This is a genomic window from Pseudomonas brassicacearum (assembly GCF_918698105.1).
Taxonomy (GTDB): domain Bacteria; phylum Pseudomonadota; class Gammaproteobacteria; order Pseudomonadales; family Pseudomonadaceae; genus Aquipseudomonas; species Aquipseudomonas brassicacearum_F.
Genome location: NZ_CAKKMI010000014.1, coordinates 27407 through 44456, shown reverse-complemented (window position 1 = coordinate 44456; position 17050 = coordinate 27407). Strand labels below are relative to the sequence as shown.

General features: G+C 60.5%; 9 protein-coding genes. 1 reads left to right on the top strand and 8 read right to left on the bottom strand.

Features of this window, described 5'->3' with window-relative positions; all coding sequences use genetic code 11:
- Positions 1–719 precede the first annotated feature (719 nt).
- Together LQ215_RS07995 and purL are read right to left on the bottom strand one after the other, a co-directional pair.
- Positions 720–1031, bottom strand: a complete 312-nt coding sequence (locus LQ215_RS07995) for a Nif3-like dinuclear metal center hexameric protein (protein WP_230148641.1) — start codon at positions 1029–1031, stop codon at positions 720–722.
- A 4-nt stretch (positions 1032–1035) separates the two neighbouring features.
- Positions 1036–4932, bottom strand: a complete 3897-nt coding sequence (purL, locus tag LQ215_RS07990; protein ID WP_230148639.1) for a phosphoribosylformylglycinamidine synthase — start codon at positions 4930–4932, stop codon at positions 1036–1038.
- A 287-nt stretch (positions 4933–5219) separates the two neighbouring features.
- Between purL and mltF the strand changes: the two genes are divergently transcribed.
- Positions 5220–6680 (top strand): membrane-bound lytic murein transglycosylase MltF, encoded by a 1461-nt coding sequence (gene mltF / locus LQ215_RS07985; protein ID WP_230148637.1) that lies wholly within the window; start codon positions 5220–5222, stop codon positions 6678–6680.
- Positions 6681–6846: 166 nt separating this feature from the next.
- Here mltF and pdxJ read toward each other — a convergent pair whose 3' ends face one another.
- The 6 genes from pdxJ to rnc all read right to left on the bottom strand — a co-directional run bounded on the left by pdxJ (position 6847) and on the right by rnc (position 16916).
- The gene (gene pdxJ, locus LQ215_RS07980; protein ID WP_230148635.1) at positions 6847–7590 is read right to left on the bottom strand and encodes a pyridoxine 5'-phosphate synthase; all 744 of its coding nucleotides are present in this window, start codon (positions 7588–7590) and stop codon (positions 6847–6849) included.
- Between the two features lie 151 nt (positions 7591–7741).
- Positions 7742–8200, bottom strand: a complete 459-nt coding sequence (locus tag LQ215_RS07975) for a hypothetical protein (protein WP_230148633.1) — start codon at positions 8198–8200, stop codon at positions 7742–7744.
- Positions 8197–14277, bottom strand: a complete 6081-nt coding sequence (locus LQ215_RS07970) for a hypothetical protein (RefSeq protein ID WP_230148631.1) — start codon at positions 14275–14277, stop codon at positions 8197–8199. The genes LQ215_RS07975 and LQ215_RS07970 overlap by 4 nt, the downstream gene beginning before the upstream one ends.
- A 178-nt stretch (positions 14278–14455) precedes the next feature.
- Positions 14456–15160 (bottom strand): DNA repair protein RecO, encoded by a 705-nt coding sequence (gene recO / locus LQ215_RS07965; RefSeq protein WP_230148629.1) that lies wholly within the window; start codon positions 15158–15160, stop codon positions 14456–14458.
- Between the two features lie 171 nt (positions 15161–15331).
- Entirely contained in the window at positions 15332–16234 is a 903-nt protein-coding gene (era, locus tag LQ215_RS07960) for a GTPase Era (protein WP_003205264.1), read from the bottom strand.
- Entirely contained in the window at positions 16227–16916 is a 690-nt protein-coding gene (gene rnc / locus LQ215_RS07955; protein WP_057448995.1) for a ribonuclease III, read from the bottom strand. The genes era and rnc overlap by 8 nt, the downstream gene beginning before the upstream one ends.
- Positions 16917–17050 lie beyond the last annotated feature (134 nt).

The following is a 17050-nucleotide window of genomic DNA, read 5'->3' as shown; positions in this document are numbered from 1 at the left end:
GGCGCCGAGATCAACATCCACCGCGAGGCGGCCTGGTAGCCGACCTGGCTCTTGGTGGGACCGCGTTTCTCCTGTGGGAGCGAGCCTGCTCGCGATGAGGCCAACTGGCCCAACATCCATGTGACTGAACCACTGCCATCGCGAGCAAGCTCGCTCCCACATTTAATCTCCAGTGAACACAAAATTCATGTCCAACACAGAACCACTGTGGGAGCGGGCTTGCTCGCGAAAGCGGTGGGTCAGCTTGCATCAGTATTGGATGTGCCGCCGTCTTCGCGAGCAAGCTTTGCTCCCACAGATCTGACAGGTGTACGACCGGGAGAGCCAGGTCGGCTCTAAGGCCGCCTCGCGGTGGACGTTGATCTCGGACGCCCCGTTAACCACGCTGGCCGAACGCAGGCATTGCGCAGTGGGCAACCCGGCATGGATGCCGGGTTAGCCGCGCTGGGCCATGGATGGCCCTTCGCGGCGGCCCACGGAGCAATGCCGGAGTGAGGGCATGCCGAGCCTAAGCGAGGCACCAAGTGGTGGGGCAAAGCGCTTTTGGTTACTTTTGGCTGGTCCGGCTCCCGGCTCTTCCAAAAGTAACCCGCTGTAAGAGCGGAACCGTCAGCAGCCGTGACCGCAGCAACGGATATACACACAAAACCCACACCCAATAAAAAACCCGCTGATCCACTCAGCGGGTTTTTCATTTAAGCGATTCAAGCGCAGGAAGATCAAAAATCCTCCAACCGCCACACCTCATAAGCCGGCGTCTCATACGGATGGCTGCGTTTCAAAGCCACCACCACCGCACGAATCAACTCATCAGCAACAACAAGCTCCACCTTCCATTCCTCGACCTGCTCAACCTGCCCCGCTTCGCCAATGAACGGCTGGCTGCCGTCCAAAGGGCGAAACTGACCCAGGCCCAACACCTGCCAGGCGCAATGGTCATAGTCGCCGATTCGCCCGCCACCGGCAGCGAATACGGCGCTTTTGACCACGTCCAAATGGCTGGCCGGAACGAAGAAGCAGAGCTTGTACACCGCCTTAGTTCACCCAGACCCGCGCGTTGCGGAACATGCGCATCCAAGGCGCGTCTTCGTTCCAGTCGTCCGAACGCCACGAGTTCTGCACCGCGCGGAATACACGCTCCGGGTGCGGCATCATGATCGTGACGCGGCCGTCGCGGCTGGTCAGGCCGGTGATCCCGCGCGGCGAGCCGTTCGGGTTGGCCGGGTAGGTTTCGGTGACCTTGCCGTGGTTATCGACGAAACGCAGCGACACGCAACCGGACAAGTCGGCTTCGAGCAGCGCTTCTTCGCTTTCGAACTCCGCGTGGCCTTCGCCGTGGGCGATGGCGATCGGCATGCGCGAACCGGCCATGCCCTGCAGGAAGATCGAGTTCGACTCCTGCACCTGGACCATCGCCACGCGGGCTTCGAACTGCTCGGAACGGTTACGCACGAAGTGCGGCCAGAACTCGCTGCCTGGGATCAGCTCGTGCAGGTTGGACATCATCTGGCAACCGTTGCACACGCCGAGGGTGAAGCTGTCGGTACGTTCGAAGAAACCCTGGAACGCATCGCGGGCACGGCTGTTGAACAGCGCCGACTTGGCCCAGCCTTCACCGGCACCCAACACGTCACCGTAGGAAAAACCGCCGCAAGCGACCATGCCCTTGAAGTCGTTCAGGTCGACACGGCCAGCCAGGATGTCGCTCATGTGCACGTCGATCGCGTTGAAACCGGCGCGGTCGAATGCCGCCGCCATTTCCACTTGGCCGTTGACGCCCTGCTCCCGCAGCACCGCCACTTGTGGGCGAATGCCTTTCTTGATGTAAGGCGCGGCCACGTCGTGGTTGACGTCGTAGCTGAGCTTGGCACTCAGGCCCGGGTTGTCTTCTTCCAGCAGCGCGTCGAACTCCTGCTCGGCGCAGTCGGCATTGTCGCGCAGGCGCTGGATCTGGTAGCTGGTTTCCGCCCACTGGCGCTGCAACAGGCTGCGCTGGCCTTCGAAGACGGTGTCGCCATTGAAGGTGATGTTGATGTGGGCGTTGTTGATCGGCTGGCCGATCACCGAGACGCAGTCGGCCAGGCCGGCCGCGCTGAACTGGGCGAGGATGTCCGGGGTGGCGTCCTGGCGAACCTGGATCACCGCGCCCAACTCTTCGTTGAACAGGATGGCCGGGATTTCGGCCTTGGACTCGGCAACGCTGTCGAGGGTCAGGCTCAGGCCGCAGTGGCCGGCGAAGGCCATTTCCACCACGGTGGTCAGCAAACCGCCGTCGGAACGGTCGTGGTAGGCCAGCAGGTGGCCGTCGGCGTTGAGGCCCTGGATGACGGCGAAGAACGCTTTCAGGTCTTCGGCATCGTCGACGTCCGGTGCCTGCGAGCCAAGCTTGCCGTGCACCTGGGCCAGGATCGAGGCGCCCATGCGGTTCTGGCCACGGCCCAGGTCGATCAGGATCAGGTCGGTGGTGCCCTTGTCCATGCGCAGTTGCGGGGTCAGGGTCTGGCGGATGTCGGTGACCGGGGCGAAGCCCGTCACGATCAGCGACAGCGGCGAGGTCACGCTCTTGTCCACGCCTTCGTCGTTCCAGCGCGTGGCCATGGACATGGAGTCCTTGCCCACCGGAATGGTAATGCCCAGCTCAGGGCACAGCTCCATGCCGACCGCCTTGACGGTGTCGTACAGGCGGGCGTCTTCGCCTGGGTGACCGGCGGCGGACATCCAGTTGGCCGACAGCTTGATGTCGGAAATCTTGCCAATGCGCGAAGCCGCGATGTTGGTCAGGGTCTCGCCGATCGCCATGCGGCCCGACGCCGGGGCGTCCAGCAGCGCCAGCGGCGTGCGCTCGCCCATCGCCATGGCTTCGCCGGTGTAGACGTCGAAGCTGGTGGCGGTCACGGCCACGTCGGCCACCGGCACCTGCCACGGCCCGACCATCTGGTCACGGGCCACGAGGCCGGTGATGGTGCGGTCGCCGATGGTGATCAAAAAGCTCTTGCTCGCCACGGCCGGGTGATGCAGCACGCGCTCGATGGATTCGGCGAGGTCGAGGGTCGACGGGTCGAAATCGTCGCCCAGCTCCGCTTCGCGAACGGCCGAACGGTGCATGCGCGGGGCCTTGCCCAGCAGCACTTCCAGCGGCATGTCCACCGGGCTGTTGCCGAAATGGCTGTCGGTGACGGTCAGTTGCGGCTCGGCCGTGGCTTCACCCACGACCGCGAACGGGCAGCGCTCGCGCTCGCAAATGGCCTTGAAGCGCTCGAAGTCCGCCGGGCCGACCGCCAGGACGTAACGTTCCTGGGATTCGTTGCTCCAGATTTCGTGCGGGGCCATGCCCGGCTCGTCGTTCGGAATGTTGCGCAGTTCGAAGCGGCCACCGCGGCCACCGTCGTTGACCAGTTCCGGGAAGGCGTTGGACAGGCCGCCCGCGCCGACGTCGTGGATGAAGCTGATGGGGTTGTGGTCACCCAACTGCCAGCAACGGTCGATGACTTCCTGGCAACGGCGTTCCATTTCCGGGTTTTCCCGCTGGACCGAAGCGAAGTCCAGGTCCGCCGAGCTGGTGCCGGTGGCCATGGAGGAAGCTGCGCCGCCGCCCAGGCCGATGAGCATGGCCGGGCCACCGAGGACGATCAGCTTGGAGCCGACCAGGATCTCGCCTTTCTGCACGTGTTCGGCGCGGATGTTACCCATGCCGCCCGCCAACATGATCGGCTTGTGGTAACCACGGACTTCCTCACCGCGCGGGGTGGTGATGGACTGTTCGAAGGTACGGAAGTAGCCGGTCAGGGCCGGACGGCCGAATTCGTTGTTGAACGCCGCGCCCCCCAGGGGGCCCTCGATCATGATGTCCAAGGCGTTGACGATGCGTTCAGGCTTGCCGTAAGGCTTTTCCCACGGCTGTTCAAAGCCCGGGATCTGCAGGTTCGACACGGTGAAGCCGGTCAGGCCGGCCTTGGGCTTGGCACCGCGCCCGGTGGCGCCTTCGTCGCGGATCTCGCCACCGGAACCGGTGGATGCGCCCGGGAACGGGGCAATCGCGGTCGGGTGGTTGTGGGTCTCGACCTTCATGAGGATGTGCACCGGCTCCTGGACCGCACCGTACTGGCGGGTCTCAGGGTTCGGGTAGAAGCGACCGGCCACGTTGCCGACGATCACCGCCGCGTTGTCCTTGTAGGCCGACAGCACACCTTCGTTGTGCATCTGGTAGGTGTTCTTGATCATGCCGAACAGGCTTTTTTCCTGGTCCTGGCCGTCAATGTCCCAACTGGCGTTGAAGATCTTGTGGCGGCAGTGCTCGGAGTTGGCCTGGGCGAACATCATCAATTCGATGTCGTGGGGGTTGCGCTTCAAGCCCTGGAAGGCGTTGACCAGGTAGTCGATCTCGTCTTCGGCCAGGGCCAGGCCCAGTTCGGTGTTGGCTTGTTCCAGCGCGGCACGGCCGCCGCCCAGTACGTCGATGGCGGTCAGTGGCTTGGGTTCGGCGTGGCTGAACAGGCCGGCGGCCTGCTCCAGGTTGCCCAGCACGACCTGGGTCATGCGGTCATGCAGGCCGTCGGCGATCAGTTGGGCCTCGGCCTCGCTGAACTCACCGGCGACATAAAAGGCAATACCGCGCTCCAGGCGCTGGATTTTCGCCAGGCCGCAGTTGCGGGCGATGTCGCTGGCCTTGCTCGACCATGGCGAAATGGTGCCGAAACGCGGCAGCACCAGGAACAGGCGACCGGCCGGCTCCTGGACAGGAACACTGGGACCGTACTTCAGAAGGCGCGCGAGCACCTGCTGTTCGTCGCCGGTCAAACCGCCGGTGACTTCGGCGAAGTGAGCGAATTCAGCATACAAGCCACTGACAGCCGGGACCTTCTGGCTCAGTTGCTCAAGGAGTTTGCTGTGGCGAAAGGCAGAAAGGGCAGGAGCGCCGCGCAGGATCAACATCTTCGGGACAGCCTCGGGAAGGGGTGTGCTTTGAGGCCGTGCATTCTAGCCTAAACCGCCGGCAACGGCACCCGAAACGGCACGCGCAGTGCTGGCCGAATGTCGGTCTTTGCGCCCACGGCGCTATTGGACACCCGTGCCAAGGCTCCCGAAGAGATATTTTTCAGCGACGCAAAGCCCTGCGCCCCCCGGCCCGCCTGCGTTGTGGACATGTTTTGCAATGGCTAGCAGACTGGCCTTTTGCTGTCGAGATATGGCGGTAGGGGCCGTTTGCGTATACTGCGCAGATGTTTTCCCCAACGGCTTTGCGTCCGCGATATGCCAGATGGCTGATCGCAACCGGACTCTTCCTGGTGCTCAGTGGTTGTGTTGAGAAACCCAACACACTGGAGCGCGTAAAGGAGGATGGCGTGCTGCGGGTGGTTACCCGAAACAGCCCCGCCACCTACTTCCAGGATCGCAATGGTGAAACCGGCTTCGAATACGAGCTGGTGAAGCGCTTCGCCGACGATTTGGGGGTCGAGCTGAAGATCGAGACCGCCGACAACCTCGACGACCTGTTCAACCAGATCGGCAAGCCCAACGGTCCGGTACTGGCGGCGGCGGGCCTGGTCAGCAGCGAACAACGCAAGAAGCAGGTGCGGTTTTCCCGCTCCTACTTGGAAGTCACCCCGCAAATCATCTACCGCAACGGCCAATCACGCCCCACTGACGCGGCGGCCCTGGCCGGCAAGAAGATCATGGTGCTCAAGGGCAGCACCCACGCCGAACAACTGGCGCAGTTGAAGCAGCAATATCCTGGCATCGAATACGAAGAGTCCGACGCGGTTGAAGTGGTCGACCTGCTGCGCATGGTGGATGAGGGCCAGATCGACCTGACGCTGGTGGACTCCAACGAAGTGGCGATGAACCAGGTGTACTTCCCCAACGTGCGCGTGGCGTTCGACCTGGGAGATGCCCGCAGCCAGAGTTGGGCGGTCGCCCCCGGTGAGGACAACAGCCTGCTCAACGAGATCAACAGCTACCTGGACAAGGTGCAGAAAAACGGCACCTTGCAGCGCCTCAAAGACCGTTATTACGGGCACGTTGACGTTCTTGGCTACATGGGCGCCACCACGTTCGCCCAACACTTGCAGCAGCGACTGCCCAAATACGAACAACATTTCAAGGCCTACGCCAAGAAAGAGAAAGTCGACTGGCGCCTGCTGGCCGCGATCGGCTATCAGGAATCGCTGTGGCAACCGGCGGTCACGTCCAAGACCGGCGTGCGCGGCCTGATGATGCTGACCCAGAACACCGCCCAGGCCATGGGTGTGTCCAACCGCCTGGATCCGAAGCAGAGCATCATGGGCGGCGCCAAGTACCTGGCCTACATGAAGGACCAACTGGACGAAAGCATCGAGGAGCCCGACCGCACCTGGTTCGCCCTCGCCGCCTATAACGTGGGCAGTGGTCACCTGGACGATGCCCGCAAACTCGCGGCCAAGGAAGGGCTGAACCCGAACAAGTGGCTGGATGTGAAGAAGATCCTGCCGCGCCTGTCCCAGAAACAGTGGTACAGCAAGACCCGCTATGGCTACGCCCGGGGCGGCGAGCCGGTGCATTTCGTGGCGAACATTCGTCGCTACTACGACATCCTGACCTGGGTGACGCAGCCGCAGCTTGAAGGCAACCAAGTGGCCGAGGGCAACCTGCACGTGCCGGGTGTCGACAAGAGCAAGCCTAGCCAGGAATCCCCGCAGCTATAAGCTGTACACAACTTCTGATGCTGTGATGAACCTGTGGCGAGGGAGCTTGCTCCCGCTCGGTTGCGTAGCGACCGCAAAATCTTGGGGCCGCTTCGCACCCCAGCGGGAGCAAGCTCCCTCGCCACAATGGATCAGGCAAGCCTTGAGTAAGCTTTATGGGATGGGGTCAGGGTTTGGCGGCAGCCAGGATCAGCGCTTTCATTTCCGCGACCGCCGACTTGAACCCGACGAACAACGCGTGGGCCACCAGCGCATGGCCGATGTTCAGCTCGTTGATGCCCTTGATCGCCGCGACGGCCTCGACGTTGTGGTAGTGCAAGCCATGGCCGGCGTTGACGATCAGGCCCTGGGCCAGGCCGAAGGCGACGCCATCGGCGACCCGTTGCAGCTCATCGGCCACATCCGTGGGGGTCTCGGCATCGGCGTAACGGCCGGTGTGCAGTTCGATGGCCGGCGCACCGACACGCTTGGACGCCTCGATCTGCCGTTCGTCGGCATCAATGAACAGCGACACCTCGGCGCCAATCTTCGACAGGCGCTCCACTGCCAAGCTGATCCGCGCCTCCTGCCCCGCCACGTCGAGGCCGCCTTCGGTGGTCAGCTCCTGACGCGTCTCCGGCACCAGGCAGATGTGCGCCGGGCGGATGAGCTCGGCGAACGCCATCATTTCTTCGGTCACGCCCATTTCGAAGTTCATGCGGGTTTGCAGCACATCCTTGAGCAGCAGCACGTCACGCTCCTGGATGTGACGACGGTCTTCACGCAGGTGCACAGTGATGCCATCGGCGCCCGCCTCTTCCGCGTCCAGCGCGGCCTTGACCGGATCCGGGTAACGCGTACCGCGGGCCTGGCGCAGGGTGGCGACATGGTCGATGTTCACGCCAAGAAAAATACGGGTACTGGTGGTCACGGGAAGGCTCCTGATGCGTTGAAAATTCGCCCCACAGCATACACGCTCGTACCGGATCATCATCAGCTATGAACGTAACGCCATGCCCTCCTTTCAAGCCCCCTCAAGCATTCTGCATGATGAACGCCTCAACGCCCCGGACAGGTCCGCTTCACTCAGGTCCCGGCGTGTATCCGTTTGAGCAGGTACCGCAGAGTTGGCGGAAGGCATCCAGATCGTCAGTCACCGCCTGTGCTTCGTACAGGGTGTCACAGAAGCTCGCCAAGTCTTGTGCATCGAACGAATACAGTAACGAGGACAGGGCTCTGGCCTGTTCGAACCCGCACAGGTCCCGATCCGAAACATCGCCCTGATCCGCAATGGACAGGTACTGTTCGTCCAGTGCATCCGCCTTGGCGCCAAGCATGGCCCGGTCTTCGGGTGTGGCGCTATAGGTGGGCTGCAGCATGCGTTGCATTGCAGCTTCACCCAGCACGTTCACGATATGGGTCTTATGGCAGGCCCATTGCGCAATCGCGCATGCGACCGTTTTTCTGCGCGTAGCCGCCAGGCTTTCAGCCCAGTCGACCAGTTCTGGCGCTACCGTAGCGAGTCGAGTGTTCATTTTCATACCCCCTTCAGCGGCGTCGCGGGAACGACGCCAACTGCTTCGATCAATTTGGCGCAGTCTGCGCAAATTGGCCTGCCCGCGCCAATGGCGGTTACCGTATGGCGATTCTGGGCGGCCCATTCAACGATGTCGGCTTCCGCGTGACCATTGCCACGGATGAAGCGTTCTCCCTGCTCCACCTTGACCCCCTTGGGTAGGTAACCTCTAGGATTGCTGGAGGCGATGACGGTTATCTGCCGCCCCTCGGGGTTGCTCAGCACCGCCGCGGCCATGGTGGTCTTGTCTCTTGTGTAAGGCGCCAATTGCGCTTGCAACTCGATGACTCGATTGGCCACCTGTGCCTTGGCCTGATCCAGCGACAGCGGTACTTGCGGGGCCAGCTTGGGGCGCTTGGCGGGCGTCCCTTCGGCCTGCAGCACCGGCGGTTGGTCGTCTGGCGAAGCATTGTTCGGATTGGCCACGTGTTCCCCAGCCTGAGCCAGCGACGGCGGATCTTCCGGGTCGGGCTTGGGACGTTTGGCGGGCGTCCCCTCGGCCTGCAAGACCGGCGGTTGGTCGCCTGGCGAAGTATTGTTCAAGGCCGGCAACTGTGCCGACGAGCCGCCGGACTGTATCCGGTTTGCAGCGTTGACCTTGAACTCACCGATCTCCGTCAGCCTGCCGTTGGCATAGCTGAATTGTTTGAAGGTTTTCAGATCGATCCTGCGCTGTAATGAAAACATGTGCCAAGGCGTGATCTTGCGCTCAGCCCTGGACAGGTCTCGCCATTCGATCAACTCTTCGGCGGTTATCTCGTGGAACGCTACGCCATTGGCCTTGTCGACTCGAAATTGCCCTAACGGCTTAAGCGTGCCCGTTTCCTCTGTTTCATTGGCGAACACGCTGGGGTTGAGCTGCCGACTCATGGCGAACTTTTGCCGGTTGGTGTGCTCGCGTGCCTCTATCGACATCCCCTGCCACTCCAACAAGTCCTGGGCAGTGAGCGGTTTGAACGCCTCATGGGCGGGCCTTATTCTGACTTGACCCGCCGCCGTCAGATCACCGTTCGCTTTTACTAGAATACGAAAACCGGGCAGGTCGATCTTGCGGTCCAGCGCGAACCTATCCCTGGCGGTTTTATCGGAAATACCCTGCCACTCGATTATTTCTTCCACGGTCGGCGCGTGGTATTGGACACCCGCGGCCTGGTTGATCTTGTACTCTCCGAGTGGCCTGAGTACACCCTCCCTGGTGATGTGACGGGCAAAGTCCGACGGGCTGATGTTGCGTCCCTCGGCGAATTTTTCCCGGCTGGTTTTCTGGCGATCAGGCAGCAGCATCGTTTGCCAGGCCTCGATATCTTGGGCGGTGATCTTACGCAGGTTTTGTCCTTCCTTTGGTTGAATTGCATACTCTCCCGCGTCACTCAGGGCACCGGTTTTTTTCACGCCGCGGTTTACCTGACGACAAAACGTTTTTGGGTTGATGCCGCGTTTACGGGCGAACTCATACCAGGGGAGAGAGCCAGGCTTTATTTTTTTCCATGCGTTCAGATCTTCAGGGGTGGGTGCACGGAATGTTCTGCCTTCATGCAGGTCGAGCGCATATTGCCCTTCCCACGTCAGTTCACCGTTTTTCTTGGCGTAACGAGCCAGGGTGCGCAACTGGATACCTTTATCCAACGCGAAGTCAACTTGGGAGGTGTCATTTCCAGCGAGTTTCATATTCCTCCACTCTATCAATTGCTGTGGAGTGGGCGGGGCGAAGGTCTTACCTTCGGATACGGCCTGCAATACCTTTCCTTCAGCCGCAAGTTCACCACTTGCTGAAACATACTCCCAAAGACTTCGCTCCCTCAGTCCACGGGAGACTGCAAACTCGGCTTGAGACTTCAACGTACCTTGGGTGCTATCGGCCTTAACTATTTCCTGCCATTCTCTGATGATCTCCAAGGTTATCTTGCGTCCAATACTGCGGGGGCTCCCCCCTTTGGCAGTGATTCGTTGCCAGACCCCAGCCCTGTTTTCCACTGTGAGCACATTTTTTCTGTTGGCGGGGTCGATAATTTCCACGTAGTTGCTTTTGAAGTTGAAGTTGCTTTTGATCTCGTAGATATTTTCGAAGCGCGTATCATCCGTGTAACGAATCAGCCATCGATCACCGTTTTGGCTGTCCCTGACATGGTAGACAGCCTTGCCGTCATTGAAGGTGTGGCGTCTGGCCTGGCTGATGAGTGCCTCGCCATTTTTCACGGCATATTCACTGATGTTGCCCTGTTGTGAAGGCCGGATACGATTTGCAATGACGTCCCTGGCCCCGCCCATCGTGTTAATGCCCTTCGCCGTCTTGTTTCCCACCTCCAAGCCGGGCAGTGATTGCCAGAGCTTATGGACGCGTTTACCGACCCATCGTGTATTGGGCAAGGGTATTGGCGAAATATTCAGCAGTGTTTCACCGGCTGCCTGGGTCAATTGCAAACCACCGGCGATCAAGCCTTGGCGAAACCGCAGAGACATCGCTTCAGTCACCACCCCGTGCAACCCGCCAATCACTGATTTGAGCGTCAGACCTTGACCAATGGTTCTTAAGGTCCCGGCACGCGCTGCGCTGAATGCTGCCTTGCCCAACAGGGACAGTGCCTTCGTGGCGTGACCGGCACCCGGGGCTAATGTCGCCCCCACGTCGAAAAGTGCGGCGCGATGATCCTCTTCACCACGCTCGGCAACAGGCTTGGTGAAATAATCGTAGAGTGGAATCAGCGACCACAGGCTGAACGTTGCGCCGTTCTGCCAAGGTGCCTGACCTTTTTCCTCAACCTCATGGGCGGCTTCCCAGACCATGGGGTCGATCCACCAGGGTTTGGCCAACTGGCACGCCAGGTTCCAACCGGAACTGCCCGGATCGAGTGGATGAATGCTGGTTCTGTCAACCTGGGGCGTGTCGTTTTGCCAGTCGCCAGGCTTCAGTCCTATACCTTCAACAGGCACATCCTGGGCCGATTGGCTGATGGACCTGATGATCTTGCCTCCCAGGCGCACCACCAGGCTGTATTTGAGCGCCGTGTTCATCGGGCCGCCTTCTTCCTTCTTTTCCATATCCTGGACAGCCTCTTTCTGCAGGATGAAGCCACCGGACATGTTTTTCCTGGCAACCAGGTAGAGGGTGGACTGATTCTGCGTGGGGGAAATTTCCACGACTGCAAAAATGCCTTCTCGATACACTTGTGCATTGCGTGAAGAGAGCTGATGCACTCGCCAGCGTCCACTGTCGAGCCGCTCGAGTGTTTCCAGTGCCAACTGCTGTAGGGCCTGCGCGATCTGTATCTTTACAAGAGACAGGCGGTCGTTGGCGTACTGGGCCATCCTCTCCAGGTATCGGTTGACGACCGCTGCGCGGTCCGCTTCGAAAACCGCCGACGCCTTCATCAGGAATCGCTGCACTGCCGATACGGTCCAGATCGGGTTGCTTCTCCTCACCACGGAGTTGGGCGCGGAAGAGAAGTTTAAATGGGTATCGGCGTGTTCCGTGACCTGGACTTGTTCATCCGGATCGGCATCCAGGTCGAGCAATTTCTGCTTGGCCATGGACATCAGGTCAGGTGCTCTTTCAGTGCCGAGGAGCTCGAGCAAGGACTGATAGTTCTGTTCGACAAGGTTCAAGGTGGCCAGCAATTGCACAGCACTCTTTGCTTTCCAGACTTCTCCCCAGGCATGGCAAGACTCCGCAATCAGCAGCCCACTCAGGGCGCTGAGCCCGTTTTCATCGGCGGTCCGGGTATCGCCGGTGTCTGGAGAAAGGGTGGGGACACCACCAAATTTCTCCAGCGCGCCTGCCAGGGTGATGACTTCGTCCAAGGTCTTGCCCAAGGTGCAGCGCGGCGCCACCGCTTCACAGAAACGCGCAACATAGCGCCAAGTGATGGAGGACACGTCTCTGGCATAGTCGTTCTTGATCGTCTCGGTGTCCTTGAGAAACCACTCGGGGCGTTCGCCTTGCAACAGCAGGCGGGCCAGAAATTTCACGTGCTGCGGATCATCGACGCTCCGCTGAGCCATCAGCTTCTGGCAGATCTCCTGGATGGCGCTTTCCCTTAATTGATGCCAGCCCTGGCCGACAGAGACATTCGGCGAGGCCAGCTCTTCACCGAATTGCCATAGACCTGCCACATCAGGCTCAACCACAGATAGCAACGTTTGTATCAGCAGATAAGCTTGTTGCTCTGACGAAACCGCCGCGTCCGCCACGCCGTCGCTCATCTTTGCGGCCAATGTCGAGAAGTGCGGTAAGGCGCGTAGAAATTGATAGTCTTCAATTGCATCCCATTGCGTTGGGATGTGCGTCGATAAGTCATAGCCCCCAAGGTACGCCAGGATGGCTGAGGCAACAGGCCGCTTGGGCGCGGCAGCCTTCAATGTCTCCTTGATCACCGTCAGGTTGGCGGTTCGCTGGGCACTGTCCGCCAGCAGTACAGGGCTTTCCAGGGGCGGGAAGGTATTGCGGGGGACGATGCCGGGGCGCCAGTTTTGCGGGTTGTCGTAGGATTGCGTCAGCATGACGCGGGTAAACAGGCCTTGCAGGAAGTCCATCCTTTGTTCCGCCAAGCCGGGTGCAACGAAGGCGGCGATTGACGCCTGGCCGTTATCAGTCGCCCAGTCGTCCTTGACACCCGTGGCGAGCACGAGCCTGGCCAGTACCGCCCAACCGGCTTCACCCGAGTTGATGGGCGTGCCCGCGATATCCGTCAGCAATTGCAAGAATGCCGGCCTGCGGCACAGCATTGAAAGCGTGGCGCGGGCCTCGTCGACCGTTCGCGTTTGGGGCAGGACGTCGCGTATATCCGCAGGGATCATCAGATTCAAGACGTGATGGGCGCCATTGATGCTGTAATCGTATTTTTTACTGGCCGCGGCCAATAGGGCGTCATTTGACAAGACGCTGTCGAGCTCACTGGTATTGGCTCTGCTTTCATTCGATGGGATGGCTGTCCGCAGGCTGCTGATGTTCGGTAATGAAAGACCAGGCAGTTGCAGCAGCAGGGTGTGCGCCTGCTGGCACCGTGTGACCAGAGCGGTGCTGATGTGTTGCCAGTAGGTACAGGGGCCGGCGTGTTTCTCATTGTGCAGAAAATCGTCTGGCAGCTGGTTTTCTTGACGGAAGGCGTTGCAGGCCTCCCGCAGGTGGATCGCGGCATCACGATAGATGACCAGGGCGATGCCGGCCTTGCCATCCTCGACAGCCTCTGCAAGAAGACTGTGCTCCGACGCCAATCCAAGGGCCTGGGCAAGCGTGGGTTCGTGGGTGGATGGGTTTTGAATGTGCGCAAAACGCTGGAAACGCCTGTCGCAGGTGGCAAGAATGACTTCTGCAATCGTTATGTCAGCGCCGACGACAGTCTTTCGCCGCGCCAGTTTGCTCATCATGCTTTTGATTTCATTGTCCGTACTGTCATTGACCCGTGCCAAGTCGTACCCCGTGCGCGGCAACTTCTGGAAACCGGCACGAAACGAGGGATCGAGCAGAATGCGCTGTGTCAGCTGACTGTAGGGGTATTCCCAGCGACTGATGGAATACTGCTTATTGTTGTCATTCAGGAAGAGCTCAAGCGGAATCAGTGTCCGTACCGTCGTGTCATGGGTCAGCTTTTTATTGGCGACGATACTGGCTGTCGGCCGGATTTTTCTGCGATGAGGTCGGTAGGGTTGGGACAGTTTTGCGACGTAGTCGATTGCTTCCTGCTGGTTGCGGGCCTTACGCAAACATTCATTGACGATGATGCGCGTACGAACATAAGGCTCCAGAGCGTACGCCAGTGCTTCGACTCCGTCCGTGACGATGTTCAGGTTTGCCTCGGTGAACAGTGCCAGGATGTCTTGCGGGACAGCTCCAGCACCGGTCAGGCGTTTGGACAGGCCGTCACGGATCTTGTCCACGAGTTCGGTTGTGGAAAGCGCGGTAGCGTTTTTCCCCGATAGGTCTGCGTCGGAAAACAAGTCTGCGTAGGAGGCGCCGATGCGTTGATGCCCAGCCATGTCGGGCGGTGAAGTCGATTCCACGAGCGGGGGTGACAGAGCAGGCGGGGTGACGGATTCGCGGGGCATAAACTGGGGTCCGATGCGTTATTCAAAGCGGACACAGTAGACGGCGAGATCTCTCCGGATGCGGTAAATATGTATACCGCGTTGACACATGCGCAGGACATCGGACCCATCGCCTGCCCCCGGCGACCCCAAGTACTCCAGTGGGTGTCAACCCAAGCCGCCGCCGAACGGGAGCCAATCAACGTTTCTCTGGAGAAGGTGTCCGAAACAGCTCGCGACTGACCAATGGCCGCCCGCCCAGATGCACGGCCAGGGCCTGGCGCATCAGCCGCTTGGCTGCCGACAAGGCGCCTGGCGCACTCCAGTCGGCCTCGGCCATGGCCAGCAGCTCGGCGCCGTTGAACAGCCCTGGTTGCAACAGGTAGACCCGCTCCAGGCCGGCATCCACCTGCAAGCGGTACAGGCCGTCGGCGGCGATGGACTCGCCATGCAGGTCAGTGTTCAGGGCGAAGCCATAGCCCAGGTCATCCAGCAGCCGCCACTCGAAGGAGCGCAGCAGCGGTTCCAGCGGCCGGCCTTCGGCCAGGGCCAGCAGTGTGGCGGCGTAGTGATCGAAGACAGCCGGATGAGGATCTTCGGCAGGCAGCAGGCGAATCAGCAGTTCATTGAGGTACAAGCCGCTGAACAGCGCCTCACCGCTGAGCCACGCCGCCACGCCATTGCTTTCCATGCGCCCGACATTTTTCAACTCGCCCCGGCCACGGAACTCGACTTCCAACGGCACGAATGGCCGCGCCAGCGTCCCGGCCTTGCCCCGCGCCCCACGCAACACCGCCCGCAGCCGGCCTTGCGGCGTGAGGAAGTCCACCAGGGCGCTGCTTTCGCGGTAGGCGCGGCTGTGGAGGACGTAGGCGGATTGGCCGGTGGGTTGGGTTGGGGGCATGGGAATCAGAGTTCTCAATGGACAAACAGAGTTTTTAAACAGCCCCAAACCAATGTGGGAGCGAGCTTGCTCGCGATAGCGGTCTGTCAGTCAACATCTATGTTGAGCATCAGGCCCTCATCGCGAGCAAGCTCGCTCCCACAATGGTTCTCGATATATCCAGTCAGCTGATCAGAGGTCGCCGTAACCCAACGAACGCAACGCCCGTTCGTCATCGGACCAGCCACCCTTCACCTTGACCCACAGGTTGAGCATGATCTTGGAGTCGAACAGCAGCTCCATGTCCTTGCGCGCCTCGGTGCCGATGCGCTTGATGCGCTCGCCCTTGTCGCCAATGATGATTTTCTTCTGGCCGTCACGTTCGACGAGGATCAATGCATGAATGTGCAGGGTCTTCCCCTGTTGCTTGAACTCTTCGATCTCGACGGTGATCTGGTAGGGCAGCTCGGCGCCCATCTGGCGCATGATTTTCTCACGCACCAGCTCGGCGGCGAGGAAACGGCTGCTGCGGTCGGTGATCTGGTCTTCCGGGAAGAAATGATCGTTTTCCGGCAGGTGCTCGGCAATCACCCGCTCCAGCGCGTCGAGATTATGGCCGTGCTGGGCAGAGATCGGGATGATCTGGGCGTTCGGCAACTGTTCCTGCAACCAGGTCAGGTGCGGCATCAGTTCAGCCTTGTCTTCGATGCGATCGGTCTTGTTCAGCGCCACGATCAAGGGGCCTGTCACGTACTGGACGCGCTCGAGGACCATCTGGTCTTCTTCGGTCCACTTGGTGCGGTCGACCACGAAGATCACCACGTCGACGTCTTTCAACGCCGCCGAGGCAGTCTTGTTCATGTAGCGGTTCAGGGCCTTTTCGCCGCCTTTGTGCATGCCCGGGGTATCGACGTAGATCGCCTGCACGGCGCCTTCGGTCTTGATGCCCAGCATGTTGTGGCGGGTGGTCTGGGGCTTGCGCGAGGTGATCGCCAGCTTCTGGCCCAGGATGTGGTTCAGCAGCGTGGACTTGCCCACGTTCGGCCGACCGACAATGGCGACGTAGCCGCAGCGGGTGACGGTTGTATCAGTCATTGCCATTCTCCACACCCAGGGCAATCAGTGCTGCGGCGGCCGCTACCTGTTCGGCAATACGACGACTCACACCCTGACCCCGGCTTTTTTCATTCAATAGGACCACTTCGCATTCGACGAAGAAGGTACGGCAATGCGGCTCACCCTGGATATCCACGACTTCGTAGCGCGGTAGCTCGCAACTGCGCGACTGCAGGAATTCCTGCAAACGGGTCTTCGGGTCCTTGTTGGTGTCCACCAGCGTCAGGCTGTCGATCTCGGACGTCAGCCAGGCCAGCACGCGTTCGCGCGCCATTTCCATGCCTGAGTCCAGGTAGATCGCGCCAATCAACGCTTCCAAGGCATCGGCCAGGATCGACTCGCGACGGAAACCGCCACTTTTCAGCTCACCGGAACCCAGGCGCAGGTAGTCGCCCAGGTCGAAACCGCGGGCCAGTACGGCCAGGGTCTCACCTTTTACCAAGCGTGCGCGTAAACGCGACAACTGGCCTTCGCGGGCCAGCGGGAAACGCTCGAACAGCGCCTCACCGGCCACGAAGTTGAGGATGGCATCACCGAGGAATTCCAGGCGTTCGTTGTTGCGCCCGGCAAAACTGCGGTGAGTGAGGGCCAGGAGCATCAGGTCCTGGTCCTTGAAGGTGTAGCCGAGCTGACGCTCGAGACGGCTTAGAGAAACGCTCACGGTTTACCCACGCTGAGTTCGTGGCTGGATTCCACCGCCACGGCGGCAAGGCGCCGTTGGCTTGGGACAATTAACGCTGTGTTCAAAAATACGTCCTGACTATCGTTGGCTTCATGCCTTCGGGCAACCTTGCG